We start from the raw sequence: 26681 nt of genomic DNA on the forward strand, positions 1-26681 counted from the left end.
CGTGACCAATCGTGCCAATGTTTACATGTGGTTTGTTACGCTCAAATTTAGCTTTCGCCATGATTACAGGCCCTCCTTGGGTAAAGAATTGTTGAGAATTAGTTTTCGGATTTCGATTAATGATGGAGCCCACAACCGGACTCGAACCGGTGACCTCTTCCTTACCAAGGAAGTGCTCTACCTCCTGAGCTATGTGGGCTTTTCTGGAGCGGGAAACGGGACTCGAACCCGCGACCCTCAGCTTGGAAGGCTGACGCTCTAGCCAACTGAGCTATTCCCGCACATTCCAGACGAAGAATTTGGAATACTGCCAGCACCATCCCTTACCAGTCTTACGACAAAAGTCTCCTGGGATCGTGACGTACTTGCTGTTTTCGATGATTTTATGGTGGAGGGAGGAGGATTCGAACCTCCGAAGTCGCTGACGACAGATTTACAGTCTGTTCCCTTTGGCCGCTCGGGAATCCCTCCAGGGAGAATTGCACTAATGTGGAGCTGGCGATGGGACTCGAACCCGCAACCTGCTGATTACAAGTCAGCTGCTCTGCCAATTGAGCTACGCCAGCACTCGACCCTCCGTCAAACGGAAATTAACTATTTAAAGGAGAATCCAATTGTTGTCAAGTTTTTTTATAATAAAATAAAAATTTGAGATTTAAAGCGGCCAAGCAAGAGCATCACTTTTCAGAAGCGGCAACAAAGCCTGCTTAATTTTCTTAAGGGCCGCTTCTTCTATCTGCCGTACGCGTTCTCGAGAAATTGAAAAATGATTGGCAATCTCTTGAAGAGTCAACGGCGCCTCTGCGGTAATACGCGATTCAATGATATACCGCTCTTTGTGGTTAAGTCCTTCCACCAACTTAGAAACTTCCTTCTTCAATTTACTGTGCATCTCCAATTCTGACAGCTGTTCCTCCTGGTTTTTTCGCTCATCCGGCAGACTATCCAGAATGGTCATCCCGTCTCCACCAGGAAGATCTGCATCTAATGAACATTCACCACGTAATCGTTGTTCCATTTCATATACTTCGCGGTCAGAAACTTTCAGTGCCTTGGCAGTCATATGCACTTCGTCACCAGTTCCGTCTAATTTCTCAATGGCATTTTTTGTTTCTCGTAGTTTAAAGAATAATTTTCGCTGTGCCTGAGTAGTGCCGATCTTAAGAAGACTCCATGCTGATATTACATGATTTTGAATGTAGGCCCTGATCCACCACACTGCATAAGAAATTAGCCGTATTCCTTTATGAGGATTGAATTTCTTAACAGCCATCATCAACCCAATGTTCCCCTCTTGTATAAGATCCAACATTTTTAAACCATAATGGCGATACTCATAGGCAACCTTCACAACAAATTTGAGATTTGAAGTAATTAATTTATGGGCAGCCTGTATGTTCTTACTATTGAAAAAGTGGACGGCGGTTTCATATTCCTCTTTTTCGTTCATTACTGGAAATTTTCGTATCTCAGACAAATAAAGGGAAAGACTATCCGCAACAACCGGCAGATTTGCAACCATGTCCTCATCTCCTTTCAACCTCTTGCTCAAATTAGCACTCGTCGCCACTGAGTGCTAAGATACAACATTTTTCCCATAGGAATCAAGCTCCTTTTGGCTCCAAACCGTCAATTTCAACAGACTCACCAGTTAGTTGCCTTTTATGGGTCAGCTTTTTCCAGCCACTCCCAGCCAACTCAACCAACCCATTTAATGTACGTGTATAAAATTTTCGCACAGGAATATGATTCACCATTATCGAACGGTCCAACCGTTCGACTATAACGAACTGCCCCTCCAGAAGATTAGCAATCTGTTGGTAATAGGCTCCATCAATACCAAAAAGAAATTTATATTTAACTCCTTCAATCCGAAAAGCAACAATCAGAATAACTGCATCAGGCCGGCCTGTTTTAACATCAAATCTAGCTGTTGAAGTAATGAATGTGCCTTCTAACGCTCCTCCCGCAGAAAGCAGAGCATCAATATTTATATTTTTAGGTTTAAGCTTGCCCAATGAGGGTAATCCCCAAGGTTTATATGGTGCATGGTCACGTTCAAGATAATGCGAAGTCTGTTCCAGCAGCACTACCACGTTGTTGTTAATCGGCCCCCCTATCGAGTGTGACAATCCAGCCGCAAAACCATGTTCACAGATGAAACGATGATTTTCCACAATCTGGATCATTCCAGTGGCCCCCAAAGGATGTCCGCGTCCCTTCAACCCTCCCGTTAAATTGACGGGGAAAGCCCCAGAGCGGCCGGTTAAGGAATCATCAAGCAGGGCATCCATCAGGCGATTGCGAGATACTATTCCCAGATCAACCAAGTTTATTGGGCCAAATCCATTAAATGGATCATGCATATTTACATGCAATTTTCCCGCAAAAGTACGAATATCTTTGATTCCGGCCATGGCATACGCGTGAGCCGCTGCGATAACTGTGGCAGGGAATGAATGAAAATAATTTCGGTCAGCTATGGTGGGAATATCAGTTGCACTTCCTAAACCGCTCACAACTACATCCTGCGACTTTGCGGTCAATATAATAGCTGCCACACCGTCTGACTGAGGACAGAAATCGTGATAACGAAGCGGATACCAATAACGATAATTTTTACCGTTTACGATTTGACAAAAATAATCAGCTACTTCAACAGGCATATTAAGGTGAGCATCCGGATTCTGTGCTGCAAATCGCTGGCTTCGCTGGGTTAACAAGGCAGAATAAGCGGTCCACTCTTCATCTGTCAGGCCGAGTCGAGCCTGTAATGCCCGCGCAACAAGTGCGCCACAGGCCGGCATTGTCAACCCGAATTCAGATTCATCTCTATCAATCACTCCAGCTATTATACGTGTCGCTTCAGTCGACGACACATCACTCATTTTCTGAATACCAATTGCAAGTACATTATCGCAGCGCCCGGAAGCCACCTCCAGATATGCGTTTTCAAAAGCCGAGGCACCCGAAGAAGAAGCAGTATCAATTAGTACTGACTTGGCTCCTGAGATGCCCAATATTCCAGCAATTTTTGCAGCTGTATTGTCAACACCTGAAAAAGCGGAAGGATTCTGACTCCCAACGACTACGGCCTCAATTTGACGGCGCCGAACAGGACTGTTTTTAAAAATACTACTGCAAAGCTCAGCCATATCTAGAAAAGAAAGGTTTTCTTTATCCTTACCATTGTAACGTCCAACAGGAGCCATCCAGGATGCAGCAAGGTATACTTTGCGTGGGGAAAATGGTGTCGCCATGCATGTCCTCCGCATACTTCAACGTAAATTTCACAAGAAAATAAAGTGAAAACCGGTTTATAAATATCAAGAAAAATAGGCGCCCAAAACGAGCGCCTATAAATGTTAACATGCAAAATGAAGCTATCAAGCTACTTGCGTAATACCTTTATTACCGCAGAGAAATCTTCTTCGCCCCATCCGGCTTCTACTGCTTCCTCATAAACCTTGCTGGCAGCTTCAGCTGCAGGAAGCGTCAAGCCAACTAGGCGTGCAGCATTCATCACCATATGCAGTTGGTCATTTACATACTTAAGTGCAAGGCTGCGAGAAAAGTCGCCTCGTGCCATCGATCGTCCCTTCAGATGAAAGAGAGGAGAAGCGACCCCCCTTGTATCAAGCACTTCAAGTATCCTGTCTGCATCAAAACCCATTTTTTCCCCAAAAACCAATCCTTCTGCCAGAACCTGAACCAGCTCAGCTTGGACAAGATTGACTATAAATTTCATTTTAGTGGCATCCCCTACTTTGCCCACATGAATAACATTTAAGCCAAAATAGGAAAATGGCTCCTGACACCGTCCAACTAGCGCGGAATCGCCGCCTGCAATGATTGTCATTAAACCATTAACAGCATGGTCTTTATTACCCCACACCGGTGCATCAAGGTACAACACTTTCTTTTTGGAAGCCTCCTCGGCTATTTTCATAGTTGTATCGAGAGAATGAGATCCCATATCAGCAAAAATGGTACCAGGATCGATTCCAGCCAACACTCCTTGAGAGCCGAATATAAGCGGGTAGAGCTCATTACCTTCAGGGACGATGGCAATCACCAGATCACAATTTTTTGCTGCATCTGATGCGGATCCTGCTCCCTTTGCACCTAATGCAACCAGATCAGCAATAGCTTCATCATTATCGTCAAAAACAGTCAATTCATAGTTTCCCTTGGTCAAGTTAGCGGCCATATGTTTACCAACCGTACCGAGACCTATGAAACCAATTTTCCTGAGCATGATCATTCCTCCTGAAATAAAATAACGTTTTTGATAATAGCTTATAATTTTACACAAAAAAGATGTCCATGCAACATGCAAATTAATTAAACTTTTTGCACAGTAAAACATTGTCCAATACGAAGGTTAACGAAACATAGAGACGCCCACGCGTGAACAGTAACCACTAATTCTGCAGGTGGAGCAATGAGGCGACAAGGGAGTACAGTGATTTTGACCAAAGGCAACAAGCAACTCATTAATGCTGATCCAATATTCAGGTGGCAACTGTGCGCGTAAAGCCATCTCCGTTGCATGTGGTGTTCGTGTCGATACATAGCCCCATCGATTACAAATTCGATGCACATGAGTATCAACACATATACCCGGTTTCCCAAATCCAATAGTCACAACCAAATTTGCGGTCTTACGCCCTACTCCATTCAATCGCATCAAGGCATCAATATCATCAGGAACCTGTCCGCCAAATTCTAGCATTAAACGATGCGAAATGTCTTTTATCTGGCGAGCCTTCTTCCGATAGAATCCCGCTGGGTACAAAAGTTCTTCAAGTTCAACTAACGGTATTTGTTGAATCTTTTGAGGTGTAGTTGCTTTTGAAAACAGCCTGGCTGAGACTGTAGCAGTCACTTCATCCCTAGTCCGCAGGGAAATTAAACAAGATATAAGAACCTTGAAAGGATCGTGGAAGCATTCTGCTATTATCGTAACTGCTGGTGTTTCCCATTTTTTACATTCTAATCGCAAAAAATTAATTATTACATCAATACGAAATGGTTTCATTGTGCTGATACTAACCCAATGCTGTGACCCACGCAATACGGCTTTTACTTTTTCAGAGTGAGCAGTTACACTAAGTGCATGGAAGCTTCTCCTATTTATCTTGATCTTCATGTACATTCCAGCTTTTCTGATGGAGCATTTTCCCCTGCAGAACTCATCCAACGGGCGAAAAGGAATGGACTCAAAGCTATAGCTTTAGCCGATCACGATTCAATTGCTGGCGTTGCCCAAGCAATTGTAGCCGGAATTGAACATGGGATAGAAGTAATACCAGCAGTAGAATTATCGGTACAGTTTGAAAACTGGCACGACATCCACCTACTAGGTTATGGCCTTGATTTTCAAGACGAATTTTTTTTAAACAAACTTAATTATTTCAAAGAAATGCGCGTGCACCGAAATATAAGGATACTTGAGGGAGTTAATAAAAAGTTGGGCAACATCAGGAATATGCCCCCAATAACTCTTGCTGAGGTGCTTGTCCATGCCAAAGGCACCATTGGCCGACCGCACATTGCACGTGCCCTGCTTGAACGAGGATATGTGACCTCCATTGAGGAAGCTTTCCGGTCTTATCTAGTACCATGCAATATTCCTAAAGCCCATTGGCCAATCAAGGATGCCATAAACGAAATAAAACGTATCGGAGGGATCCCTGTGCTGGCCCACCCGACGAGCATTTCAATAGAACATCCGGATTTAAGAAGAATAATACTGGACATGCGCGATTTAGGGTTGGAAGGTATTGAGGTCTATAACAATATGGCCCGACCAGAGGATATGGAGTTTTTAAGGAGGTTGGCAGAAGAATTTGATCTTATGGTGTCAGCAGGCTCTGATTTTCATGGAATTGAAGAGGGGCTTGAAATTGGAAGGGGGCGAGGGGGCATTCGCTTTAATGACACCCTTCTCGCCCCCCTCTGGGAAGCAATTGGCAAACCGCAGCATTAATAGTTAATTTTTATCCTTATATGCCTTGTAATTGATGATTTGAATGTCCTCTTCTACCCCTTTGACACCTTTGACAGATTTTACAATCTTCAATGCTCTCTGCTTCTCATCATCGCTTTCAATATAACCGCTCAGGAAAATCGTGCCTTTTTTAATTTTTATTTTAAAAGGACGGTAATCAATGTCAGCCGAATTCAGGAGCGCAGTTTCAATTTTTTTCGTCAGGATAGTATTGTCTATCAGTTCAATAGCATTTTTTTCAGCCTCTTTAAGCAGTGGATCGCGGGCAGCAGCCACAATACTTTCAACAATCGAGTCTGGTGAAAGACGAGATGTATTAAAAGTCATGTCATAGCTCAATGGATCATTCCAAGCACGATCAAAGTAGAAATGAATGAAACCACCCCGCTGGTGATCGCTGCGACGAATCATTGATCGTGCAAGGTCAGGATCAATCCATTCACGTTCGGCAAAACGTTCTACCCGCTCTTCAAAATCATTGATAAAACGAAGCCGCAAGACATTGCCACACGCTTTAAGTAAATCTTGACCTCCACGTCCACAAAGGATCACATTTCCTTTACGAGCAAAATCAAGCAGAATGAGTTCAATTGTGTTAAGAGCTGCTGCTCGCTTACGATCCTCTGCTGTAATATAAGAGGGTGGTTTTTCATCAACCATTGTAAGCATTTCTGGCGACAGTCCATATTTACTAGCGCAGGCACTGATACATTCTCCGTCAACAAGCTTAAACTTAAGCCTTTTGGCAACCTCACAGGCTATGTAATAGGCGCCTGTTCCCATCTCCCGTGATATCGTAATAACTGCCATCACCAAACCTCCAGAGTAATTATCCTGCGCTGTATACCATGTTGCCATTGTGTATACAAGTTCGGGATGTTATTTTTGCTAAACCACCTGTACAAGGAGCACAACCTGTCTGATTTCACAATATTCATTCTTCGTTTCATTTCATTTGCAGTGGTCCACTCACTGTTCGCAAACCCGCGGATTAAACTGATTGTCAGCCGATATGGCGACATGGAATCCCCCTACTACCGTCTGCTTTACAACATTGCTTCGCTAATCATGTTCGGATGGGTTATGGCTGCTTATCGCACTTCTCGGGTGCTTTACTTTGCCAGCGGTGTGTGGAGCCTGGTTATGTATCTGGTTCAGTTTCTGATTGCATGCCTTTTGTTTGCCTGTGTGAAACAAACGGGAATTAATCAATTCCTGGGATTCCAACAACTGCACAAAAAAACACGACAGGTTCAACTGGTAACAACCGGATGCTATTCCATGGTTCGCCATCCTGTCTATTTATTGTCTCTGCTTTTCCTTGTGTTCAATCCAGTAATGTCTGTTCAATGGTTCCTGCTGATCCTGCTTTCCTCGGCTTATTTTGTGGTGGGTGCCATAATTGAAGAAAAACGATTGCTAAAGCAATTCGAAAAAGAATACCGCGAGTATCAACAAAGAGTGCCTTTCTTTTTCCCCGCTATCAATCGGATCATACGATCGCCTGGCGCCAAAACCTAACACCACGCACCCCGGGAAGAAGTGCAATTTGGTCAATTTCGTCGGCTGCAATACCTTTTTTGTGCATCTTTACCTGGAATTCATACATAAAGCTGCCATCTACGCGACGTTCCATACCTGCCGGCGTTAATGTAAAACCGCACGATTCCAGTAACTTGGTTATCACTTCAAGCTGCCCTTCTACGTTGTCACTTTCCACTGTCAGCATTGCATAACTATCCCGAGCCAAAAGACCCTCGATCTTTTTAAGGGCAACCAAGCTAATGAGAGCAATAGCGGTAACTACAATAGACATGAAATACATTCCTGACCCGCAAGCTACTCCAATTGCCGCAGCAACCCACAAACAAGCCGCAGTTGTTAGTCCCCGTACCGATGTCTTTTCGCGGATGATGGCTCCCGCTCCAAGAAAACCTATCCCCGTCACTACTTGGGCTGCAACCCGCCCTGGGTCAACACCTACTACCCCTGAACCAGTGAAATTTCCGAAGGTCTGATAAAAATTAATCGAGACGGCTACAAAAAGAGCTGACCCGAGTGAAACCAGCAGATGGGTTCTGAATCCGGCGGTCCGGCCATGGATTTCACGCTCAAGACCAATTAAAGCACCAAGAAGCGAAGCAAGCAGCAGCCTGCCTGCCATGATAGTTTGAAAATCAGCATGCATCCGGTCTCACCTGCTCGAAAGAGACAGCAACACTCACCACTACACGGTGCCGTGCTCCTTGCCATGAAAGATCAAGAGGGATACGGATAGTGTTGTTATCGGCAGCAATCAGATCCTGTGCTACGCAAACAAACACCTCTCTGCTATCTGCATAAGCATCAGGTTGCGATTCAGGATTGCAGTTTCCTGCGCCATCCGCCATTGCTACATCCTCAACCGTGGTAACGGAAGTTTTTTCGGTAACCATCGTACTGTCCACAGAACCAGATTTTTCCTGCGCCAAATCTTCGCGTTCGCGAATCCGTTCCATGACCATTCTGGACAGAGTAGTCACCGCTTCCAGAACGCCCTCCCCTGTAATTGCTGTTGTTAAAGAGACACCACGCTCATCCACCCCCGCTTCGCGAGCAAAAAAGGACTGATTTATTGTCCCGGCTAAATCTGCTTTATTAAGCTGTAACACTGAGGGAATGGTATCCAGCCCCATACCATAAGCACCAAGGAAGTCCCGGACCGCTACAACACTTTGCTGAAGTACATCGATGCCTTTGCCCGCATCAGCTACAATCATCAGCCCATCAGTCCCTTTAAGTGTCATCTTCCAGGCAGCAGAATTATCCACCTGCCCTTGAAGAGTGTACACATGAAGCCGAAGACGGTAACCCGCAAAGACAGGTTGTTCAAAAGGACTAAAATCGAAAAAAAGCAATGAGGAACCACTGGCCGGCAATACTTTAAACTCACCGCGCAAGGAAGGCTTAATTCTGTCATAGATATAGCGTAAAGAAGTTGTCTTCCCGGTTCCCGCAGAACCGTAAAAAACAATCTTCGCATTTATTTCGCGCTTGGCGTGATTAACAATGGCCATCCTTGCTCCCTATATTTCAGCGTTTTTTGGCCAGCAACATCCGCTTTGCCTGAGTAGAAATAACCGATGAGATATTCTTGCTCTTGGCATAACCTGCAACATCTTTTTCTCCCAGTGTCGCCAGATAACGCAATGCGTTTGGAAGAGGAGTTTTATGACAGTCAACCAATGCTTTGCGTATCTTGTAGTTTTTGACCCACTCCTTATTAGCGCAGATAAGGCGGATAATCTCATCGTTTTGAACACCCACTTTAAGAATGGTCAATACTTCACTCTCTGACAGACGAGGGTTTTTAATAACACTGCCTGACACAAGTTTGTTCGCGTCTTTAATAAGGATCGCGCGCCACTCTTTATCTCCGGTCAATGCCATTTTTATTTTTTCACTGATACTCATGACTTGAGCCATCTGGTACTTGCTGAGAAATTCTTCCGTCTGCTGACACAATTCCTCTTCCAGATACTCCTCCTCAGGCGCCACTTCATCCAGAGAAGTGCTATCTTCGGTCACTTCTTCAACAATTTCTGCTACTTCTTCAGCGTCCGAAAGATCAAAAGAAGTTTCCTCAACAGCATGCACTTTTTCGGCTTCACGTTGCTCTAAAAGCAATCGGGCATTTGATGACAGTTCGGGGTTCCCAAGCAAAGCCTTTGTTACCAGGCTGTTATCAAAAAAAACTCGCGAAACGTAGTCAAGGATGGCGGGATGTCCGTCAGGAGAGACAATATATTCAACAATGATTTCCGCGGGCAGAGCAGAAAAGGCTGCAATGGCAGCTTCCTTAACGCCTGCATCACTGTCACGTGTCAGACAAAACAACAGAATAACCCGGATGCACGGTGGCATGTTCGCTGCTGCAGCCACCCCTTGAATCCGGATTTCGCCTGGCACACCAGGAGCAACGAAAGTGGCCACAGCAGGTGGTATTTTAAATCGGACGGTTGGCATCTCTAGCGGGCGATCAACGAGCCAAGGCTGGCTTGAAGCCAGCCTCTTTGAGCTTTTTGAGAGCTGCCTCTGCAGCCGACTTGTCGGTGAATTTACCTGCAGTCAGCTTTTTGGTAGGAATAGCAACATCGACCTTTTTCAATGTTACCGGAAATCCTGCAGCAGTAAGTCGCTCTTTTTCAGATACTGCCCGTCCATCAAGAAGATAAGAACCGGCAAAGACAGCAAAGGAGCCTCCCTGATCAAGAATAAAAGCGTCAGAGGTATGTCGCTTGAGCTTGTTAAGCTCAGCCTGTGCCGCATCACGCTCAGGAAATTCCTTCACATACAGCCTGCTCATGGAACTTTTCTTACGCGGCCCCGCTTGTACGGAAGCGTCAAAGCCCGCCTTACGAACACGCACCATGTCTGTGGCCATCGCATCTTCAAGCATATAGGTGCCCACAACTAGCGTCCAGGGTCCCACGCCAGTGGGAGTATCTGGCTTGTGTTTATGGGCCGGTTTTGCAGGCATGGGTTTTGTTTTGGTTTTGCCTGCTGTTGCTGTTGCTAAGATTTCTTTTTCTTTTGGTGCCTTTTTTTCAGCCGCACTCTTTGCCTTTGCAGCACTAGTAGCAGATGCAGATTCCGAGGATGCCACTGTTACAGGAGCTTTTTTTGCATCGGATCCCGAAGCGTTAGTTGCAGAAGGTTTCTGTTCTTTCTTAGCGGCCGCAACAGGTGCAGGTGTGGCTGTCCTTTCAGTGGGACCAGACACCGCTGTTTTTGAAGCGTCTCCGCTCTTTTTCACTTCCTGTACTGCGGGAGCCGCCGTTGGAACAGGTTTGGGCTTGCCCTGTTCAGGGGTAGTCTGTGGCGTAACTCCTTCAGATGCGGGCGGAAGCGCTGTGCTCTGAACAGGAGAAGGAAGAGGGTTTTTAATGACTTGGGGTGTCACTGCTTGGACAGGCTTTTGCTCCTGTTGAGGTCGTATCAAGCTTGTGAAAAAATATAAATAGCAAAAACCACCCACAAGTAAGAGCAGAAGAAGCACCAACGAATTCTGGCGCCCTTTTTCAGCGGGAGCAGGTTGTTTGCTTTCCGTATCCTTGTTAAACTTGAAATCCATTACATCCTCCGTATCGTATTAATGCCATATCAAGAAACTTTGTTTCGCACCCTTCTGGTAAAAACATCAGGCATGATTGTGGTTTGTTTTATTTTTATCGTTATTCGCTTCGGCAATCACTTTTTGAGACAGATGTGTGGGTAATTCCTCATAGTGGGAAAATTCAGTACTGAAGAGCCCCCGATCGCTTGTCATTGATTTTAGGTCATTGGAATAAGCCAGCACCTCGGACATCGGCAGCACGGCCCTTATAATCTGAGAATTAGCCTTTGGCTCCACGCCAACCACCTTGCCCCTGCGGGAGTTGAGATCACCTATCACATCACCCATATTTTCGTCGGGCACAGTTACTTTCAGATTAACCATTGGCTCAAGCAATACCGGCTTACAGGATTCCATGGCTTTCTTGAAGGCCATTGAGCCAGCTACCTTGAACGCCATTTCCGAAGAGTCGACAGTATGGAAGGAACCGTCATAAAGAGCTACCCGGAAATCGACAACCGGGTAACCAGCCAGAAATCCCTCCTGACTTGCCTCCTGAATTCCTTTGTCTACCGCAGGAATATACTGTCGAGGGATTACTCCACCGACTATTTTGTCATCAAAAACATATCCCTCGCCCCGCGCAGCCGGAGACATCTCGATCCAGCAGTCGCCATACTGGCCACGCCCGCCAGACTGTTTTTTATATTTTCCTTGCACCTTGGCAGTACCGCGGATGGTTTCCAGATAGGGCACTTTAGGAGTCTTAAGTAAAACCTCCACCCCAAATTTACGTTTCATCTTTTCAACGATCACTTCCAGATGCACCTGCCCCATACCGGAAATGATGAACTCCTTTGTCAAGGGGTCACGGTGAGACTCCAGAGTCGGTTCCTCCTCAATCATTCTGTGCAAAGCATTGTGAATTTTATCTTCATCGGCCTTTGTTTTTGGTTCAATGGCATATGAAATTACCGGCAGTAGTTGTCTGGCAGGTTCATAGACAATCGGCTTTACTGCGTCGCTTAAAGTGTCACCGGTAACTGTCTCTTTGAGTTTGGCCACTGCTACGATATCACCAGCAATTGCCTGCTTTATAGGATGCTGTTTTTTACCTTCCAGTTCATAAATCTGGCCAATCCGCTCCTCCACTCCTTTAGTAGAATTAAGTATGGTTGAATCGGAGTTGAGTACACCGGAGTAAACCCGAAAGATGGTAATTTTTCCGGTATACGGATCGGAAGTGGTTTTAAACACCAGCGCCGAGAAAGGTTCCTTTTCATCCGGTGCCCGCTCAATAATATCACCTGTTTTGGGATGGGTACCAATAGCTTTGGTACGATCCAGGGGTGAAGGAAGAAAAGCGCAAACGACATCTAGCAAGTGCGCAATCCCGATATTGGCGGTAGCTGAACCACACATAACTGCAGTGAAAGTATTACGCATGGTGCCTACCCTCAGACCATCGAGAATTTCCTCTTCGGTTAATTCTCCTGTCTCAAGGTATTTCTCCGTCAGATCATCATAGGCCTCGGCAACAACTTCAATCAAATGTTCACGTAAACGCTGGGCCTCCTCAAGGCAATTACCGGGCACAGGTCCCTCTGTGAAGGTGCCTGATCCATCCTTGGCATAGAAGTAACCTTTCATATAAACCAAATCTACAAAGCCTTCAAAATCGGCCTCTGCTCCGATTGGCATCTGAATGGCCACCCCGCGAGCACCCAAGGTTTTCTCCATATCGTCAATGGCACGAAGAAAATTGGCACGCTCACGATCCATCTTGTTGACAAATGCTACCCTGGGTATCTCAAATTCATTAGCCCAACTCCATACTTCCTCGGTTTGGGCTTTAACACCAGATATAGCGGAAAGAATTACCACCGCACAATCCAAGGCTCTCATACAAGCGCGCGTATCGGCAATGAAGTTCCCGTAACCGGGAGTATCCACGATATGGATTGAATGACCTTTCCATTCACAATGGTCCAACGCTGAGGTGATCGATATTTTACGCTTTATCTCTTCAGGCTCAAAATCCATGGTCGATGATCCATCATCAACCCGACCAAGGCGGTCTATCATTTTACTACTAAAAAGGATTGCCTCGGCCAATGATGTCTTGCCTGCACCACCGTGTGCGATAATACCAAGGTTGCGAATCATCTTTGTCTCATACTGTCCCATGGTGCAGCCTCCTTTTATTGGAAATGCCAGGTTCTAAACTGTCAACGTCAATCACTGAAATGACTATCCTGCTCAGATAATGATGCGTTCGTCCAACTTGTTGTGGGGCGGTGATATGGAAGTATAATCCGAGCTTCAGCGGTTCCTTTCATACAAAATCTGCAGTCCGTCCAGGGTGAGGAATTCGTCAACCTCTTCGATTGTGCGGGATTCAGGTGCTATAAGACTTGCCAGTCCGCCAGTGGCAATAACTTTGGGAGTATCCTTGCTTTCTGTCTTTATTCTTACAACAATTTCATCAACAAGACCGATGTAGCCAAAGAAGATTCCTGCCTGCATGGAATTTACTGTGTTTTTAGCGATTATTTGTGCAGGCTTGGCAATATCAACGCGCGGCAGTTTGCTGGCACGCTGGAAAAGAGCTTCCAGCGAAATGGCAAGCCCAGGCGCAATTGCACCGCCACAGTATTCCCCACGGCCATTGACATAGTCAAAGGTGGTTGCAGTACCAAAATCAACGATGACAAGCGGGCACTTGTGTTTTTCATAGCCTGCCACTGCGTTGACGATGCGGTCAGCGCCTACCTCCCGAGGATTATCATATTGAATGGGCATACCGGTCCGTATTCCAGGTCCGACAACATAGGGAGTCAATTTGAAAAAATCATGGGAAATAGCTTCCATTACCCCAGTAAGTGGCGGGACAACAGAAGAGATGATAGCAGCTCTTACAGATTCAAAGCCGAGTCCCGCTTGAGCGAAAAGACTGTGAAGAAGCACCGCGTATTCATCGGAGGTACGCGATTTATCTGTTGAGAGCCGCCAACTTCTAACCAATCTACGGCCATCATAAATACCCAATACAATATTACTGTTGCCGACATCAATTACCAGAAGCATTTAAAGTATCCTCACATCTCCGCTTAATATCCGTTCCAAGCCTTTACGACTCCGCACCAGTAGGGCGCCGTCATCATCGATACCCTCGAAGGCCCCCCTGGTTATCTCACAGTCGCCATCACTGACGGTGAGTTCACGACCATATGCGTTGCAGCGTTGCTGCCATTCTTCCCGCACCGGCCTGAATCCATAGACCTGAAACTCATTGTAGAGTCGATCCAGCTCATTCAATAAAGTAGCTGCAAAAGGTACCCGCTCAACGGCACGTCCGAGTTCCAGACATAAGGAGGTGGCCGGGTATCTCATGTCAGACGGAAACTGGTTGGCAGCCATGTTAAGATTAATACCCATACCTAAAATCACAAAATTTGTACCATCCGTTTCAGCACTCATCTCATTAAGCAACCCGGCAATTTTTCTGCCGCGGACCAGCACGTCATTCGGCCATTTTATTTCAGGTATGATGGGTGTGGTCAATTCGATGGCCCGCGCCACGGCCACTGCGGAAAGAAAGGTGAGTTGAGGCGCCTCATAGGGCATGATTTCCGGGCGCAGAATAACTGAACAGTAAAGATTAACTCCCGGGGGGGATACCCATCGACGCCCCATGCGTCCCTTACCGCCACTCTGAGTATCTGCAAAGACCACAGCTCCTTCGGGAGCTCCCTGCTCTGCCAACCGAAAGGCATCGCTATTAGTTGAGGTGGTTTCTGCCAGGCAAATGAGACGGCGACCTATGATAGCACTACTCAAGTGCCGTTCTATCTCTTCAGCACTGAGATTGTCAGGGGTTGCTGTAAGCTGGTAACCTCGGGACGGGATCGCTTCTATTACATAACCGGCTTCACGCAATGTCTTGATATGTTTCCAGATTGCAGTTCGAGACACAGCAAGTTCCCGGCTTAGAGCCTCTCCCGAAACGAATCCTTCCCGTTGATGAAAGAGATTTAAAATGGCATGTGTTTTGGGATGCATGGAATCTCCGGACCAGCTAGTCCAACAACATTGAGATATCCATGGCTCGCGGCGAATGAGTCAATGCGCCTACGGAAATGATGTCAACTCCGGTTTCCGCAATGGCACGAACCGAATCCAGATTAACTCCACCCGACGCCTCAACCAGCACACGATTACCTATGGTCGCAACAGCGGTTCTCATGTCTGCCAGAGACATGTTGTCAAGCATGATTATATCCGCTCCGGCAGCCAAAGCTTGATCAACCTGATCCAGGTTCTCCGTTTCAATCTCTATTTTCAAGGTGTGCGGGATAAAAGCTCGAGCACGCATGATGGCCTCGGCAATGCTGCCTGCTGCTGCGATATGGTTCTCTTTGATAAGAACTCCGTCGTACAAACCTGTACGATGGTTGATCCCCCCCCCAATACGCACTGCATATTTTTCCAGCTCGCGCAGTCCGGGGGTAGTCTTGCGAGTATCAACAATGCGTGCTTTTGTACCACGTACTGCTTCGACAAAACGGGCAGTGAGAGTAGCTACACCCGAAAGGCGCTGTAAAAGATTAAGAGCAACACGCTCGCCCATAAGAAGGTCTGCAGCTTCTCCTGTCATTGATGCAATTATTTCACCCTTTGACACACGAGTCCCGTCCTCATGGTTAACAGAAAAAGATATGCCGGATGATATACGGGCAAAAACGCGTTCAGCCACATCAATGCCGGCAAGAACCAAATCTTCCTTGGCAATCAGCCGCGCTGAAGCGGAACGCTGGCCAGGAACAACCGCCCGTGTGGTAATATCGCCTGTATGAATATCTTCGGCAAGTGCATGATCAATAAGTCGGTCGAGTGATAACATTGTGGGAGTCCGCCTGTTAGTAAAATGTGTTCTGTATACCACAGCTACCGGGGTGTATCAACCGCAAAACCCCGCTCAATACTCGCATTTCACCTAAGAATAGGGATTGACGGGAAATGCACCAGTCTGTATACTCGCTCGCTTGAAAACCTTATATTCCCGGAATGAGGAGTAGAAATATGTTGAAGAGAGTGCCACTTTTTAGCCTGCTGTTTCTGCTTGTCGCTGCCTGTGCAGGTGCTGTCGAAACCAAGGACATCCGTTTTACCTTCAAACATGCCGAACCTGTTGTCTTCAGTCATGAAACGCATCTTATCCAATACAGGAACAACTGCAAAATCTGCCACGACGCGATCTTTAATCTAAGAAACCGTCGTCATTACACTATGGCGGAAATGGAAAAGACTAAATCATGCGGAGCATGTCATAGCGGAATAAAAGCTTTCAGTGTTGCAACAGAGAAAGATTGCATCCGTTGCCACAAAGGCAAACCCCGCGACGTGACCTATAAAATTAAAGGTCTCAGTGACGCAACCTTTAGTCATGCCTCCCATATCGCCAAGGCGGGTGGATCCTGTAAAAGTTGTCATAATGGCAAAGTTATAACGGGTAAGAGAAAAGCGGTTACCATGGCTGAAATGGAGAAAGGACGTACCTGTGGTGCCTGTCATAATGGGAAGCGAGCCTTTACTGTTTCAGCCAACTGTGACCGCTGCCATAAAGGTATGAAACCGAGCGATATTAATTTTAATATCAAAGGGACACCATCTGCCACCTTCAGTCACTCTTTCCACACTCAGGTGTATACCTGTAAAGATTGCCACACCAGGACGTTCCCTTACAAGGCTGTAGTCGGTAAAGCAACCATGGATGACATGGCCAAGGGGAAATCTTGTGGAACCTGCCATAACGGTAAAGATGCCTTTGCCTCAAACGGTGATTGCAACAAATGCCACAAGGGAATGAAGCCGGGCAAAATCACCTTCAAAACCTCTGCCGGCGAAGCGGTGTTCAGCCACGACTTCCACACCCAAGCCTATAAATGCACTGATTGTCACACTAAAGTATTCCCTTATAAAGCCGGCAAGCTGAAGGCTACAATGGCTGAAATGGAACAGGGCAAATCCTGCGGAGTATGTCACAATAAAGGTAAAGATGCTTTTTCGGTTCAGGACGACTGCGGAAAATGTCATAAAATGTAAGAAGTCTTGAAAAATTTGAAAAGGCGCTTCTTTTGGGAAGCGCCTTTTTTTGTTGAAATCAATGCAGGACTTACATCAGGTTTTCCGACTATCTATCACATATCTGCTTGTCACCGATCTTTTAGCAAACTTATTTAGTTCTGCTGCCACTTCAGCAACTTTGGCATAATGCTGCAGGTTGGGCGAATTCATTGGAACAACTGCGATGGAAACCGCCAAAAGAGGGATGTGTTCAACGTTTCCCTTGCGATTGATGCCAATGTAATACCCTTTTTGCTTTGTTTCTTCGTCAAACAGATCAAGCACAATTTGATCAAAAAAATTAACGATTGTTTGACATACAGACTCCGCCTGTTCGGATGCCACAATACAGACAAAATCATCTCCTCCAATGTGTCCGCAAAAGCCCCCTCCAAAATCATGTACTGCATTAAAAATAATTCGTGCCAGCATGCGGATAACCTCATCTCCATGTGAAAACCCATACACATCATTGTACGGTTTGAAGTTGTTGATATCCACATAGCAAACCGAAAGAGGCTTCCCCATCGCAGCTTCAATAGCATGTTGAATAGAAGTATTACCAGGCAATCTCGTCAAGGGATTGTTATCAAAGATTCGTTTGAGACGAGAAAGGGAGAGAGAAATTCTATTGAAAAGTTCGTTGTAATCAAAGGGTATTCTCAGGAAATCATCCACTGGGCAGTTTTCCCAACTGAATTCATCACATTCAGTACCAGCCACCAACCCAAGGATGGGGATAGTACTAAAAAAGCTGTCACTTCTTAGAGCAGAAACTATCCCCCTGCTAACTTCCCAGTCGGAAGATAAATCTATAATTAGCAAATCGGGAGGATCAGAATAAAATGCACCAACCACAGCATCGGTACAGGACATACCGGCTACTTGGTAGCCCTTGCTATGCAGACGCAGTTGAATGTGAGAAAATAACGCAGCATCAGAACTGACTACAGATACTCTAAGAGGATGGGACATTTCAGGCCTGCATCTCAAGGCTGAAATTTCTTGCCTCTACCAATTTATCCTCCAACTCTTCCACGAGTTCAGTCAAAATCTCATCATTCAACTTAAGCACATCCCATGCAATCTTCTGGATCTGGGGAACGTATCTATCCCCACTTTCTCCAAAACCACTCGCCTTTATCAACACATCTGCGAGGTGTACCACCGCAGTTTTAATTCGGTGATTCTGGGATAGCTGCACATCGTGATGAAAAGCAATTGGCTCACTCAACTTGTCAGGAAGGAACCAGCTTTTGGACAGCCAGGCACCTACTTCTGCATGGTCGGTGTCCAACACCTCTCGTTCCGCCTCCCGCATATATAGTTGCTTTTCGTGTATCATTTTTTTTATGTGTTGTTCCGACTCGGTGCATTTGAGGCTGATTATAACTTTGCCGATATCATGCAACAAAGCTGCAGTGGCAATTTCTTCGCATTCAGGCAGGGCCAGTTTACGGGCGATTAAATTAGCCGCTACTCCAGCACCCAAGGAGTGTTCCCATAGCCCTACACTACTTCTCTCCATGATTTCAAAGATAGAAGAAGAAATGGCCAAACTTTTTACTACATTTACTCCAAGCAGAATAATGGCATTGGAAATAGTTGAAACACGATAAAACCCATACGATGGAGAATTGGCCAAGCGCAGTATACGTGCAGACAACACCTGATCGGAGGAGACTAATCGTGCCATCTCCTGCACTGATGCCTTTGCGTTTTCGGACAAGGTGTTAAGCTTGTTGATGACGCCAGGCAGTGTCGGCAACGTTCTGATATCCATGATGATTTTTTTAAGTTCAGAGCGTTTGTCGTCCACTGCTATCTCCCATGGAGTTTTTCAAAAATGCGGTATAAATAGAATGCAATTTGCTGGTGAGGGGATCGTTGCGAACTTTCTCAAATCGCAGATCCAGATCGCAAAGGATCTCATCAAGCGTCTTTTCTCCTTCACTCCACAGTGGATGTCCCTCGACATAAATCGACTTCACCTCCAGATGGTCCAGACGCGCAAGCAATGAATCTGTCAAAACCGTATCCTTGCCACAAACCGGCATACCGACGGGACTATCATTACGAAAAACATCCCGCGCGAGCTTCATGCCGCTTGTAGCACACATCAAAGGTATTTTCTGCATAATTTGGGTGCTCCACTTTTCTACTTTTGTCAGGAAAATCAACCTTTAAACAATAAACAAAATCGCATAAATAATCAATTTCAATAAAAACCATTTGACCACTAAAAGGATCAAACTATTGATCAGATAAATTTCGGACCAGCGCAACAGCCCCCAACAAGCCAGCATCATCTCCACATTCACCCGACAGGATGGAGAACTGATCCCTCATCTGTGAAAAACAGCGTTGTGAGAGTTCCTGATTCAGTGCAGGCAACATGAGATCGAGGCTTTCTGCAACTCCCCCACGAATAATCACTGCTTCAAGATTAAGTGTATTAACTAGCGATGCCAGACCAACTCCAAGCCAACCACCCGCGGATTTATATGCTGCCACCCCTGTAGGATCGCCTTGACGGGCCAGTTTTGCAAGTAGCGCAGCATCCAAATTATCCCCAATCATATTCAGACGTTCCCGTAGTGCATACTGCCGTGCAAAGCGGACAACAGCTCCGGCAGAAACGTATTGTTCCAAACATCCACGATTGCCACACGGACAGGGAATTCCTTCCGGATCAACGGTTGAGTGTCCGAATTCGGCAGCAAATCCACCTACCCCGGTCCAGAGCCGCCCATCAAGGATCAGCCCGCTACCCAAGCCAGTACCGATGCTTATCACGACATAGGAACTCAAGCCGCGTCCCGCACCATACGCATGCTCCCCCAGGGCGATCACGTTAGCATCATTTCCGCAGGCGACCGCTGTACCATAAGTGTCTGTCAGAAATGTTGTAAGATTGAAGCCATCCAGTGGACGCATATTAACTGAAGAGTAAATCATACCGTCGCTACCTATGACACCAGGAACACCTACCCCTATTCCCGCAACCGGTGCGTTAAGTGTCCCAGTTGAATCCAACATCTCTGAGATACCAACAGTAAGCCGCTTGCAGAAAGCTTCGCGTCCTTGTTCGATACTGCTGGCGCAACGACTGCGTTTCAAGATTGTACCATCCTCACCAACCAGAGCGAAACGAAGGTTCGTACCACCGATATCTATTCCAATATAAACAGAGTCCATTACCTTCTCCTAGCAGTCTATTGCCGCTCTCAGGCGATCGTAGCTTTCCTTCAATCCTTCGGAAATGATGCGCAGCTCGCCGACAGGCTGCATAAAATTGGTATCACCATTCCAGCGCGGAACAACATGTATATGCAGATGATTCTCTAGTCCTGCTCCGGCCGGCTTGCCAATGTTCATACCGATGTTGAATCCTTCGGGTGCGGAGGTACGACGCAAGGCCGCCCTGGCTTGACGTACACCATGCAACAGATCAAGCTGTTCTGCATCATCAAGATCATCAAGTTCACCGGTGTGACGCAACGGAACAACCATAAGATGCCCGCCGACATAAGGGTAGCGGTTGAGCATGATCAGACAAAATTCACGCTTAACCAGCACCAGATGGTTTCGGTCAACTCCCGCTTCGGCGGCCTCACAAAGAAAGCAACTATCATGCTGGGGAGCCATCATATATTCCATTCGCCAAGGTGCCCAGAGTCTTTCCATTTTCCACCTGTTTTTGCTCCTATTTGAGCAGAATTGTAACAGCACTTGCAAGGGAAACAACAAAAAGGACTGGAATTGATCTCAAATATTAATAGTACTATTAAGCACTTGACAATGAGGGCGGATGCAGACTATTGTTTTTCATTTTCAGTAAACATTTTACTCTATTATCATAATTAAACACTGTTTTTTTCAATAAAACTAAAACGGAGGATGTAATGGCCAAATTTAAAGACTCCCTTGAGTATCACTCAAGTGGCAGAAAAGGCAAAATTGAAGTTGTATCCACAAAGCCGTGTCAGACCGCTGAAGACCTTTCTCTGGCCTATTCACCAGGTGTTGCCCAACCTTGCCTGGAAATACATAAGAACCCTGATGAGGCCTATAAATATACTGCAAAAGGCAATCTTGTAGCGGTAGTTTCCAATGGAACTGCAGTGCTTGGCTTGGGGAATCTGGGGGCCTTGGCCGGAAAGCCGGTCATGGAAGGCAAAGGCATTCTTTTCAAGCGATTTGCAGATATTGATGTATTCGATATAGAGCTGAACACCGAAGATCCGGACGAAATCATCAAGGCATGCCAGCTGCTGGAACCGACCTTCGGTGGTATTAATCTTGAAGATATTAAGGCACCGGAATGCTTCTACATTGAAGAAACGCTGAAGAAAACCATGAATATCCCGGTTTTTCATGATGACCAGCACGGTACCGCCATCATATCCTCGGCAGCCCTGATCAATGCTCTGATGCTTGTGGGTAAACGCATGGAAGACATTCGTATTGTTGTAAATGGGGCCGGCGCTTCCGCTAATTCCTGTGCAAAGCTTGCGATAGCACTGGGTGTAAAACCCAACAACATGATTATGTGCGATACAAAAGGGGTCATCTACAAAGGGCGAGTGGAAGGGATGAATCCATACAAGGAGCTGTTTGCAGCTGACACTCCTTTTCGCACTCTTGAAGAGGCAGCAAACGGGGCCGACGTATTATTTGGACTTTCTGCAAAAGGGGCTTTCACTCCGGAAATGGTAGCCAGCATGGCCCCAAATCCGATCATCTTTGCCATGGCCAATCCGGACCCGGAAATTACCCCTGAAGAAGCACACGCTGTACGCAGCGATGTCATTATGGCAACCGGCCGATCGGACTACCCCAACCAGGTTAATAACGTGCTCGGCTTTCCATTCATCTTCAGGGGCGCACTGGATGTTCGCGCCAGTTGTATTAATGAAGATATGAAACTGGCTGCAGTTCACGCTCTGGCCAAACTTGCCCGAGAAGAATGTCCTGATTCAGTGAGCAAGGCATACGGCAATGAAAAATTCGTATTCGGCCCTCGATATATCATTCCCAAGCCATTTGATCCGCGTGTGCTTCTGCATGTGGCGCCAGCCATTGCCCAGGCGGCAATGGATTCAGGCGTTGCCCGCCAGCCTATTGATGACATGGCCAAATATGTAGAAAATCTTGAGTTCACCCAGGGTAAATCAAAAGAGATCATGCGTATGATCATCAACAAGGCCAAAAGCGACCCTAAAAAGATTGTTTTCCCTGAAGGTGAGACTGAAAAGATCCTCAGGGCTGCCAAGGAACTGGTGGAAGAAGGGATCGCCAAGCCGATCTTGGTTGGTGACCGCAAAAAAATCCTCAAAAAACTGGAAGAAATCAATATAGAACTTGATGTACCGATTATAGATCCCCCCGAATCGGATCTGACCGATGCTTATTCCGAAGAATTGTACCGATTGCGACAACGTAAGGGACTGACGTTGTCGGAATCGCTTCGTATTTTGCGCCGCAAATCCCGCACCCACTTCGGTTCCATGATGGTCCACATGGGCGACGCGGATGCCTTGTTAGGCGGCATCGACACCCACTATCCTGAAACCATCCGTCCTGCTCTGGAGGTTATCGGCAAGCAGAAAGGTCTTTCCAGTGTTCATGGCTTGTACATGATGGTCTTTCAGAAAGGGGTCTACTTCCTGGCAGATACAACGGTCACCATAGATCCGACCGCCGAAGAACTTGCTGAAACAGCTATCCTTGCTGCCGAGAAAGTTCGCATGCTGGATATCGAGCCGCGTGTGGCGATGCTTTCTTTTTCCAATTTTGGTTCCGTCAATCATCCTCAAACCCTCAAAGTCAAACGGGCAGTTGAGATCGTAAAGGAGCGAGCTCCTGATCTGATTGTGGAAGGTGAGATGCAGGCAGATACTGCAGTAGTTACAGAGTTGCTGGAAGGCTTTACTTTTTCAAAGCTCTCAACACCTGCCAATATTCTCATTTTCCCTGATCTTAACTCCGGCAACATCTGCTACAAACTGCTGCACCACCTTGGAGGAGCAGAAGCAATCGGTCCGATCCTAATGGGAATGAACAAGCCTGTTCACGTATTGCAACGTGGTGACAGCATTGATGATATCGTCAAAATGGCTGCTCTTGCAGTTGTGGATGCACAAACCACCTGAAGCTGAGTACATCAGATAAAGAGGCACCAGATCCGGCTATACAGCCTGGGTCTGGTGCCTTTTCTTTTTTATAAGAACCTCTGAGCACAATTGACTTAGCAGCTTATTTGTTTTACACCATAGCTCTGGATTGCTTTGATGCTGTAGATTTACTTACTCCCGGAGGCGCAGATGTTTCTTCTCCCAAAAGGCAACCCCCTCTTTGAAAACCTGGCAGCAACCAAACTGCGACTCCCGGAAGTTACGTCAAAACTGAATGCCTCGGGGTTTACCGGGTATGCCAGTTTTGTCTTCAACACAGCCACGATTATCCTCGTATTTGAATCCGGCAAACTTGTCAGCACCTTTCTTGAGGAAAAAAACGGGAACCGGCTGACAGGGCTGGAAGCCATGTCAGCACTCACTGAACTGATGGTTGCATCAGACAGCGGCAGCCTGAATGTTTTCAGACTTTCGAGAGACCTGACCATGTGCATCCATGCACTTCTCCAGGGAGAGATTCTTTACCGGGCGCAGGAGCTTAAACTGATTGACATAAAGAGCCTGCTGGAAAAAATACGAACTGAACAGTTGAATGGCTGCCTCAGGATCTACACCGAGGAACGCTCGGCAATGATTTTCTATAAGGAAGGTGCACCGCTCGGTTTCTTTCACGATGGATCACAGGACATAGAAACATCTTCATCTGAATCCCAGAAAATTGCCTCGCTACCCGGTGCAAAAATTGACCTTTTCTCAACCCAGGGAGTAGAGGAATTAATGTCGATGGATCTCCTGGAAGTAGTCAATATTCAGAAGCTGTGGGATTCCAGCATGTCAGCCCACCAATCGGAATTGACCAGGCTCGACCAGAAACGTGCGGAACGAGAACAGAAAGAGGCCAATCTCAAGCTGGCCATCCTTGAGGAACAGGTAAAAACCATTGTCGTAGAATATGTAGGTAAAGTGGGGCGGGGTATCGTGGACAAGGAACTTAACGACTTGGGAGGCAATGAGGCGTTTCGGAAGGACGACCAGGTCGCACGACTTCTTGTTGCCATCGAACGTTCCGCACGACTCCTGATCAGCACTACCGCCATAAAGCAGATGCTCGAAAAACTTTCGGCAGCCATTGCCACAGCCAAATCAGAAATCTAATAGAACAGGCTCACCGGAGGCACCCATGGAACAACTTATTGAAATGTACCTGCAGCTCCAACCCATTGATATTATAAAAGTCATATTATGGGGATTGGCTGCAGCCATAAGTTTCAGCTTCAGCATCGGCAATGCACGGGTCTGGACCAGCATCTCACTCGGTTTCTTCCTGATCTTCTTCAGCCAGGCTTACCACATGAATCCCTGGGCAATAAGCTATTACAAAATCTCTGCTTTTCACAACATCATAGGTACAGTGGCGGTCATGGTTATTACCCATGGCTTTCTGGAATACTACGTTTTTTGCCGCACCTTTGAAATATCTGGCAAGAAGGTAATCGTTTACCTGTCGACCCTTCTACTTTTGGCAGCATCCGGTGCTTTCCTTTTTATCAATCCAACGCCTAGTCCAAATACAATTAGAAATATTAAGATGATCGAGAATGCTATCTGGGTTTTCCTTTCCCTCATGAACCTGGAACTCATCAGGAAGATATACCTGGCCATTAAGGATTCAACCATTTCAAAAGCCTTTATTGCTTTCGGAGTCGTTTTTTTATGCATCTTCCTCTGGAAAGGCGCAGAGCTCTACCTGCAAATTTTTCAATGGGATAGAGACTGGCAGGATATTATTGCCGTCATGACCGATGAAGTCTCTGATATTGATAAATATCCACTCAGGGTCGCTTTCTCAGAAACTGTAAGGAAATACGCCGGGGTGGCATCAAGCGTATCGGTCGGCGGGACTTTTATCTATATCTACCGTCTGTTGCGATAGTCATATAAAACGTTATCCGGTTCTTGGCAGCAGTCAATGTCATGTTACCCATCGAATGCAGGAGTGGCTGGAGAATAGAGAGGAGTTCTTATGCGAAGAATAGTTTTACTAGGGGTATTATTACTTCTTATTTTTGCTTCTCTTGCAGAGGCCCGCATCAAGGTATCCGGAAAAGGCTACCTGATGAATTTCGATCCTGCGAGCATTCCCGACCACCTGAAGGTATCATACGACATAATGTCTCGAAAATGCGTACTATGCCACACCCTTGAACGGACAGTAATAGCAGTACAGACAGGCAGAGCCCCCATAACCGGGCAGCCGTTTGACAGGCAGGCGGTCAAAGCATATGGTATAAAGATGCTGAACAAATCGAATTCAGATATGAACAGACAAGAAATCAAAGAAATTGTTATGCTACTCAATTACCTTGTTGACGAAAATTCCCGCTGAACAAGATGGTTCTAAGGCGCAGAACGGCACATCGGTTTTTGTCCGGGTTGCCCGGTGCAACTGGAGAACCGCCTAATGATGGATTCCCTAACAAACCAGCCCGAATCTGAAAATTTTGCACGAGTCACACCAAGTAAAAGACGTATATTTACTTTTTGCCTTTTGCTATCTCTTATGGTCCATGGGGCCACTGCTCTGATGGTTCTTTTTTCATCTGCAACATCCCAGCCTGTAGCAACCACTCATTATATCGATCTTGCTGCTACACCCTTTCCTGAAGCCACCCCTCCCGAAATCCACGCCCCTGCTGCTCCGGCTATTGCTACATCGACAACACAGGAACAACCTAAAGAAGAGATCCCAAAGGAGGAAATGCCGGTAACAGTCCCCGCCGCGCCGGCAACTGTTTCACCTGAGGTCCTCTCAACGCCCCTGGGCCTCGGGATGGCGCATGGGTTTTTCAAGAGCCTGGCTGAAGGACGAACGCTACGGGATGAAATACGCGTATATTATTTCGAAATTTTGGAGAAGATCAACACTAGCTGGTGGCAAAAGGCGGGCACTCTCAAGGAGTCGGTACATCAGGATGGAATAATTGACATCAGTATCGGACCCGACGGAGTTCTACAGGAAGCTCGGCTCGTCAGCACGACCGGTTCCGCCGAAGTGGATCGTGCCATAATCGAGATTCTGAAGGAGGCATCACCATTTACGCCACCACCGGTCAGTTTCGGACAGGATTCATTCCGGGCGCCACTGAGAATTGCTGCTCCTTCGAACCTGTTTCGCCTGGGAGGCAAATAGGTTAGGTTGTTCAAAAATAGTCAGATCGTCGCAACCGGAGAACGCCCCGCGGAGCAACCGTGTTCTCTGTCAAGTGAAAGCATAAAAACTATCGTTCCAGCGGCGGTTGTCCCTGATCAT

General features: G+C 46.5%; 26 protein-coding genes and 4 tRNA genes. 8 read left to right on the forward strand and 22 right to left on the reverse strand.

All coding sequences use genetic code 11. From position 1 onward, the window contains the following. Nucleotides 1-123: 123 nt before the first annotated feature. The 8 genes from KJB30_RS17210 to KJB30_RS17245 form a co-directional block, all read right to left on the reverse strand. Nucleotides 124-199, reverse strand: a tRNA-Thr gene (locus KJB30_RS17210). 5 nt (nt 200-204) lie between these two features. Beyond that, a tRNA-Gly gene (locus KJB30_RS17215) sits at nt 205-281 on the reverse strand. Nucleotides 282-386: 105 nt separating this feature from the next. Beyond that, nucleotides 387-471: transfer RNA gene (locus tag KJB30_RS17220), tRNA-Tyr, on the reverse strand. A gap of 19 nt (nt 472-490) precedes the next feature. Further along, nucleotides 491-566: transfer RNA gene (locus KJB30_RS17225), tRNA-Thr, on the reverse strand. 89 nt (nt 567-655) lie between these two features. Continuing rightward, complete coding sequence (rpoH, locus tag KJB30_RS17230) at nt 656-1522, reverse strand: RNA polymerase sigma factor RpoH (protein ID WP_214301610.1); 867 nt, start codon at nt 1520-1522, stop codon at nt 656-658. Nucleotides 1523-1604: 82 nt separating this feature from the next. After that, complete coding sequence (locus tag KJB30_RS17235) at nt 1605-3260, reverse strand: thiolase family protein (RefSeq protein ID WP_214301611.1); 1656 nt, start codon at nt 3258-3260, stop codon at nt 1605-1607. 131 nt (nt 3261-3391) lie between these two features. Further along, nucleotides 3392-4258, reverse strand: a complete 867-nt coding sequence (locus KJB30_RS17240) for an NAD(P)-dependent oxidoreductase (protein WP_214301612.1) — start codon at nt 4256-4258, stop codon at nt 3392-3394. Between the two features lie 126 nt (nt 4259-4384). Further along, nucleotides 4385-5152 (reverse strand): endonuclease III domain-containing protein, encoded by a 768-nt coding sequence (locus KJB30_RS17245; RefSeq protein WP_437179745.1) that lies wholly within the window; start codon nt 5150-5152, stop codon nt 4385-4387. Here KJB30_RS17245 and KJB30_RS17250 point away from each other — a divergent pair. Continuing rightward, nucleotides 5120-5992 (forward strand): PHP domain-containing protein, encoded by an 873-nt coding sequence (locus KJB30_RS17250; protein WP_214301613.1) that lies wholly within the window; start codon nt 5120-5122, stop codon nt 5990-5992. The two genes, KJB30_RS17245 and KJB30_RS17250, sit on opposite strands and share 33 nt — an antisense overlap. A gap of 3 nt (nt 5993-5995) precedes the next feature. On the opposite strand, the gene KJB30_RS17255 is transcribed toward KJB30_RS17250, so the two are convergent. Continuing rightward, complete coding sequence (locus KJB30_RS17255) at nt 5996-6823, reverse strand: cytidylate kinase family protein (protein ID WP_214301614.1); 828 nt, start codon at nt 6821-6823, stop codon at nt 5996-5998. 75 nt (nt 6824-6898) lie between these two features. Here KJB30_RS17255 and KJB30_RS17260 point away from each other — a divergent pair, with 75 nt between their 5' ends. Then, the gene (locus tag KJB30_RS17260; protein WP_214301615.1) at nt 6899-7534 is read left to right on the forward strand and encodes a methyltransferase family protein; all 636 of its coding nucleotides are present in this window, start codon (nt 6899-6901) and stop codon (nt 7532-7534) included. On the opposite strand, the gene KJB30_RS17265 is transcribed toward KJB30_RS17260, so the two are convergent. From KJB30_RS17265 to nadC, 8 genes are all read right to left on the reverse strand, one after another. Continuing rightward, complete coding sequence (locus KJB30_RS17265) at nt 7506-8201, reverse strand: MgtC/SapB family protein (RefSeq protein WP_214301616.1); 696 nt, start codon at nt 8199-8201, stop codon at nt 7506-7508. The genes KJB30_RS17260 and KJB30_RS17265 overlap by 29 nt on opposite strands. Continuing rightward, entirely contained in the window at nt 8191-9069 is an 879-nt protein-coding gene (locus KJB30_RS17270; protein WP_214301617.1) for a GTP-binding protein, read from the reverse strand. The genes KJB30_RS17265 and KJB30_RS17270 overlap by 11 nt, the downstream gene beginning before the upstream one ends. Nucleotides 9070-9085: 16 nt before the next feature. After that, nucleotides 9086-9916, reverse strand: a complete 831-nt coding sequence (locus KJB30_RS17275; RefSeq protein WP_214301618.1) for a hypothetical protein — start codon at nt 9914-9916, stop codon at nt 9086-9088. Between the two features lie 115 nt (nt 9917-10031). Next, a complete protein-coding gene (locus KJB30_RS17280) occupies nt 10032-11126 on the reverse strand; it encodes an SPOR domain-containing protein (protein WP_214301619.1) in 1095 nt (364 codons plus the stop codon). Nucleotides 11127-11192: 66 nt separating this feature from the next. Further along, a complete protein-coding gene (fusA, locus tag KJB30_RS17285; RefSeq protein ID WP_214301620.1) occupies nt 11193-13295 on the reverse strand; it encodes an elongation factor G in 2103 nt (700 codons plus the stop codon). A gap of 135 nt (nt 13296-13430) precedes the next feature. Beyond that, nucleotides 13431-14195, reverse strand: coding sequence for a type III pantothenate kinase (locus tag KJB30_RS17290; protein ID WP_214301621.1), 765 nt, complete (start codon nt 14193-14195; stop codon nt 13431-13433). Beyond that, a complete protein-coding gene (locus KJB30_RS17295) occupies nt 14196-15170 on the reverse strand; it encodes a biotin--[acetyl-CoA-carboxylase] ligase (RefSeq protein ID WP_214301622.1) in 975 nt (324 codons plus the stop codon). A 16-nt stretch (nt 15171-15186) separates the two neighbouring features. After that, complete coding sequence (gene nadC / locus KJB30_RS17300) at nt 15187-16011, reverse strand: carboxylating nicotinate-nucleotide diphosphorylase (RefSeq protein ID WP_214301623.1); 825 nt, start codon at nt 16009-16011, stop codon at nt 15187-15189. Nucleotides 16012-16190: 179 nt separating this feature from the next. Here nadC and KJB30_RS17305 point away from each other — a divergent pair, with 179 nt between their 5' ends. Beyond that, complete coding sequence (locus tag KJB30_RS17305; RefSeq protein ID WP_214301624.1) at nt 16191-17213, forward strand: cytochrome c3 family protein; 1023 nt, start codon at nt 16191-16193, stop codon at nt 17211-17213. A 75-nt stretch (nt 17214-17288) separates the two neighbouring features. Here KJB30_RS17305 and KJB30_RS17310 read toward each other — a convergent pair whose 3' ends face one another. The 5 genes from KJB30_RS17310 to KJB30_RS17330 all read right to left on the reverse strand — a co-directional run bounded on the left by KJB30_RS17310 (nt 17289) and on the right by KJB30_RS17330 (nt 20921). After that, nucleotides 17289-18209, reverse strand: a complete 921-nt coding sequence (locus KJB30_RS17310; protein ID WP_214301625.1) for a diguanylate cyclase domain-containing protein — start codon at nt 18207-18209, stop codon at nt 17289-17291. A gap of 1 nt (nt 18210) precedes the next feature. After that, nucleotides 18211-19053: an HDOD domain-containing protein gene (locus KJB30_RS17315; RefSeq protein ID WP_214301626.1), complete on the reverse strand. Its 843-nt coding sequence runs from the start codon at nt 19051-19053 to the stop codon at nt 18211-18213. Continuing rightward, a complete protein-coding gene (locus tag KJB30_RS17320; RefSeq protein ID WP_214301627.1) occupies nt 19034-19372 on the reverse strand; it encodes a hypothetical protein in 339 nt (112 codons plus the stop codon). Before KJB30_RS17320 ends, KJB30_RS17315 begins: the two co-directional genes overlap by 20 nt. Before the next feature lie 115 nt (nt 19373-19487). Beyond that, nucleotides 19488-20432 carry an ROK family protein gene (locus KJB30_RS17325; RefSeq protein ID WP_214301628.1) on the reverse strand — a complete coding sequence of 315 codons (945 nt, stop codon included), beginning with the start codon at nt 20430-20432 and terminating at the stop codon, nt 19488-19490. 9 nt (nt 20433-20441) lie between these two features. Next, nucleotides 20442-20921, reverse strand: a complete 480-nt coding sequence (locus KJB30_RS17330) for an HIT family protein (protein WP_214301629.1) — start codon at nt 20919-20921, stop codon at nt 20442-20444. A 218-nt stretch (nt 20922-21139) separates the two neighbouring features. On the opposite strand from KJB30_RS17330, the gene KJB30_RS17335 reads away from it, so the two are divergent. From KJB30_RS17335 to KJB30_RS17355, 5 genes are all read left to right on the forward strand, one after another. After that, nucleotides 21140-23389 (forward strand): NADP-dependent malic enzyme, encoded by a 2250-nt coding sequence (locus KJB30_RS17335; RefSeq protein WP_214301630.1) that lies wholly within the window; start codon nt 21140-21142, stop codon nt 23387-23389. A 171-nt stretch (nt 23390-23560) separates the two neighbouring features. Continuing rightward, nucleotides 23561-24526, forward strand: coding sequence for a DUF2226 domain-containing protein (locus KJB30_RS17340; RefSeq protein ID WP_214301631.1), 966 nt, complete (start codon nt 23561-23563; stop codon nt 24524-24526). Between the two features lie 25 nt (nt 24527-24551). Continuing rightward, nucleotides 24552-25304 carry a hypothetical protein gene (locus KJB30_RS17345; RefSeq protein WP_214301632.1) on the forward strand — a complete coding sequence of 251 codons (753 nt, stop codon included), beginning with the start codon at nt 24552-24554 and terminating at the stop codon, nt 25302-25304. A gap of 90 nt (nt 25305-25394) precedes the next feature. After that, nucleotides 25395-25757 (forward strand): cytochrome C, encoded by a 363-nt coding sequence (locus KJB30_RS17350; RefSeq protein ID WP_214301633.1) that lies wholly within the window; start codon nt 25395-25397, stop codon nt 25755-25757. A gap of 198 nt (nt 25758-25955) precedes the next feature. Then, nucleotides 25956-26561: a TonB C-terminal domain-containing protein gene (locus KJB30_RS17355; RefSeq protein WP_214301634.1), complete on the forward strand. Its 606-nt coding sequence runs from the start codon at nt 25956-25958 to the stop codon at nt 26559-26561. The last annotated feature ends 120 nt before the right edge of the window (nt 26562-26681 follow it).

It is taken from the genome of Pelotalea chapellei (genome assembly GCF_018531195.1).
GTDB classification, from domain to species: Bacteria; Desulfobacterota; Desulfuromonadia; order Geobacterales; family Pseudopelobacteraceae; genus Pelotalea; species Pelotalea chapellei.

Coding starts and splice junctions, on each gene's coding strand:
- KJB30_RS17335 (WP_214301630.1), top strand. CDS start 21,140: ATGGCCAAATTTAAAGACTCCCTTGAGTATCACTCAAGTGGCAGAAAA.
- rpoH (WP_214301610.1), bottom strand. CDS start 1,522: ATGGTTGCAAATCTGCCGGTTGTTGCGGATAGTCTTTCCCTTTATTTG.
- KJB30_RS17290 (WP_214301621.1), bottom strand. CDS start 14,195: ATGCTTCTGGTAATTGATGTCGGCAACAGTAATATTGTATTGGGTATT.
- KJB30_RS17235 (WP_214301611.1), bottom strand. CDS start 3,260: ATGGCGACACCATTTTCCCCACGCAAAGTATACCTTGCTGCATCCTGG.
- KJB30_RS17355 (WP_214301634.1), top strand. CDS start 25,956: ATGGTTCTTTTTTCATCTGCAACATCCCAGCCTGTAGCAACCACTCAT.
- KJB30_RS17325 (WP_214301628.1), bottom strand. CDS start 20,432: ATGGACTCTGTTTATATTGGAATAGATATCGGTGGTACGAACCTTCGT.
- KJB30_RS17305 (WP_214301624.1), top strand. CDS start 16,191: ATGTTGAAGAGAGTGCCACTTTTTAGCCTGCTGTTTCTGCTTGTCGCT.
- KJB30_RS17255 (WP_214301614.1), bottom strand. CDS start 6,823: ATGGCAGTTATTACGATATCACGGGAGATGGGAACAGGCGCCTATTAC.
- KJB30_RS17245 (WP_437179745.1), bottom strand. CDS start 5,152: ATGAAGATCAAGATAAATAGGAGAAGCTTCCATGCACTTAGTGTAACT.
- KJB30_RS17280 (WP_214301619.1), bottom strand. CDS start 11,126: ATGGATTTCAAGTTTAACAAGGATACGGAAAGCAAACAACCTGCTCCC.
- KJB30_RS17320 (WP_214301627.1), bottom strand. CDS start 19,372: ATGCAGAAAATACCTTTGATGTGTGCTACAAGCGGCATGAAGCTCGCG.
- KJB30_RS17275 (WP_214301618.1), bottom strand. CDS start 9,916: ATGCCACCGTGCATCCGGGTTATTCTGTTGTTTTGTCTGACACGTGAC.
- KJB30_RS17310 (WP_214301625.1), bottom strand. CDS start 18,209: ATGTCCCATCCTCTTAGAGTATCTGTAGTCAGTTCTGATGCTGCGTTA.
- KJB30_RS17350 (WP_214301633.1), top strand. CDS start 25,395: ATGCGAAGAATAGTTTTACTAGGGGTATTATTACTTCTTATTTTTGCT.
- KJB30_RS17330 (WP_214301629.1), bottom strand. CDS start 20,921: ATGGAAAGACTCTGGGCACCTTGGCGAATGGAATATATGATGGCTCCC.
- KJB30_RS17295 (WP_214301622.1), bottom strand. CDS start 15,170: ATGCATCCCAAAACACATGCCATTTTAAATCTCTTTCATCAACGGGAA.
- KJB30_RS17250 (WP_214301613.1), top strand. CDS start 5,120: ATGGAAGCTTCTCCTATTTATCTTGATCTTCATGTACATTCCAGCTTT.
- KJB30_RS17240 (WP_214301612.1), bottom strand. CDS start 4,258: ATGCTCAGGAAAATTGGTTTCATAGGTCTCGGTACGGTTGGTAAACAT.
- KJB30_RS17340 (WP_214301631.1), top strand. CDS start 23,561: ATGTTTCTTCTCCCAAAAGGCAACCCCCTCTTTGAAAACCTGGCAGCA.
- KJB30_RS17265 (WP_214301616.1), bottom strand. CDS start 8,201: ATGCATGCTGATTTTCAAACTATCATGGCAGGCAGGCTGCTGCTTGCT.
- KJB30_RS17345 (WP_214301632.1), top strand. CDS start 24,552: ATGGAACAACTTATTGAAATGTACCTGCAGCTCCAACCCATTGATATT.
- nadC (WP_214301623.1), bottom strand. CDS start 16,011: ATGTTATCACTCGACCGACTTATTGATCATGCACTTGCCGAAGATATT.
- KJB30_RS17270 (WP_214301617.1), bottom strand. CDS start 9,069: ATGGCCATTGTTAATCACGCCAAGCGCGAAATAAATGCGAAGATTGTT.
- fusA (WP_214301620.1), bottom strand. CDS start 13,295: ATGGGACAGTATGAGACAAAGATGATTCGCAACCTTGGTATTATCGCA.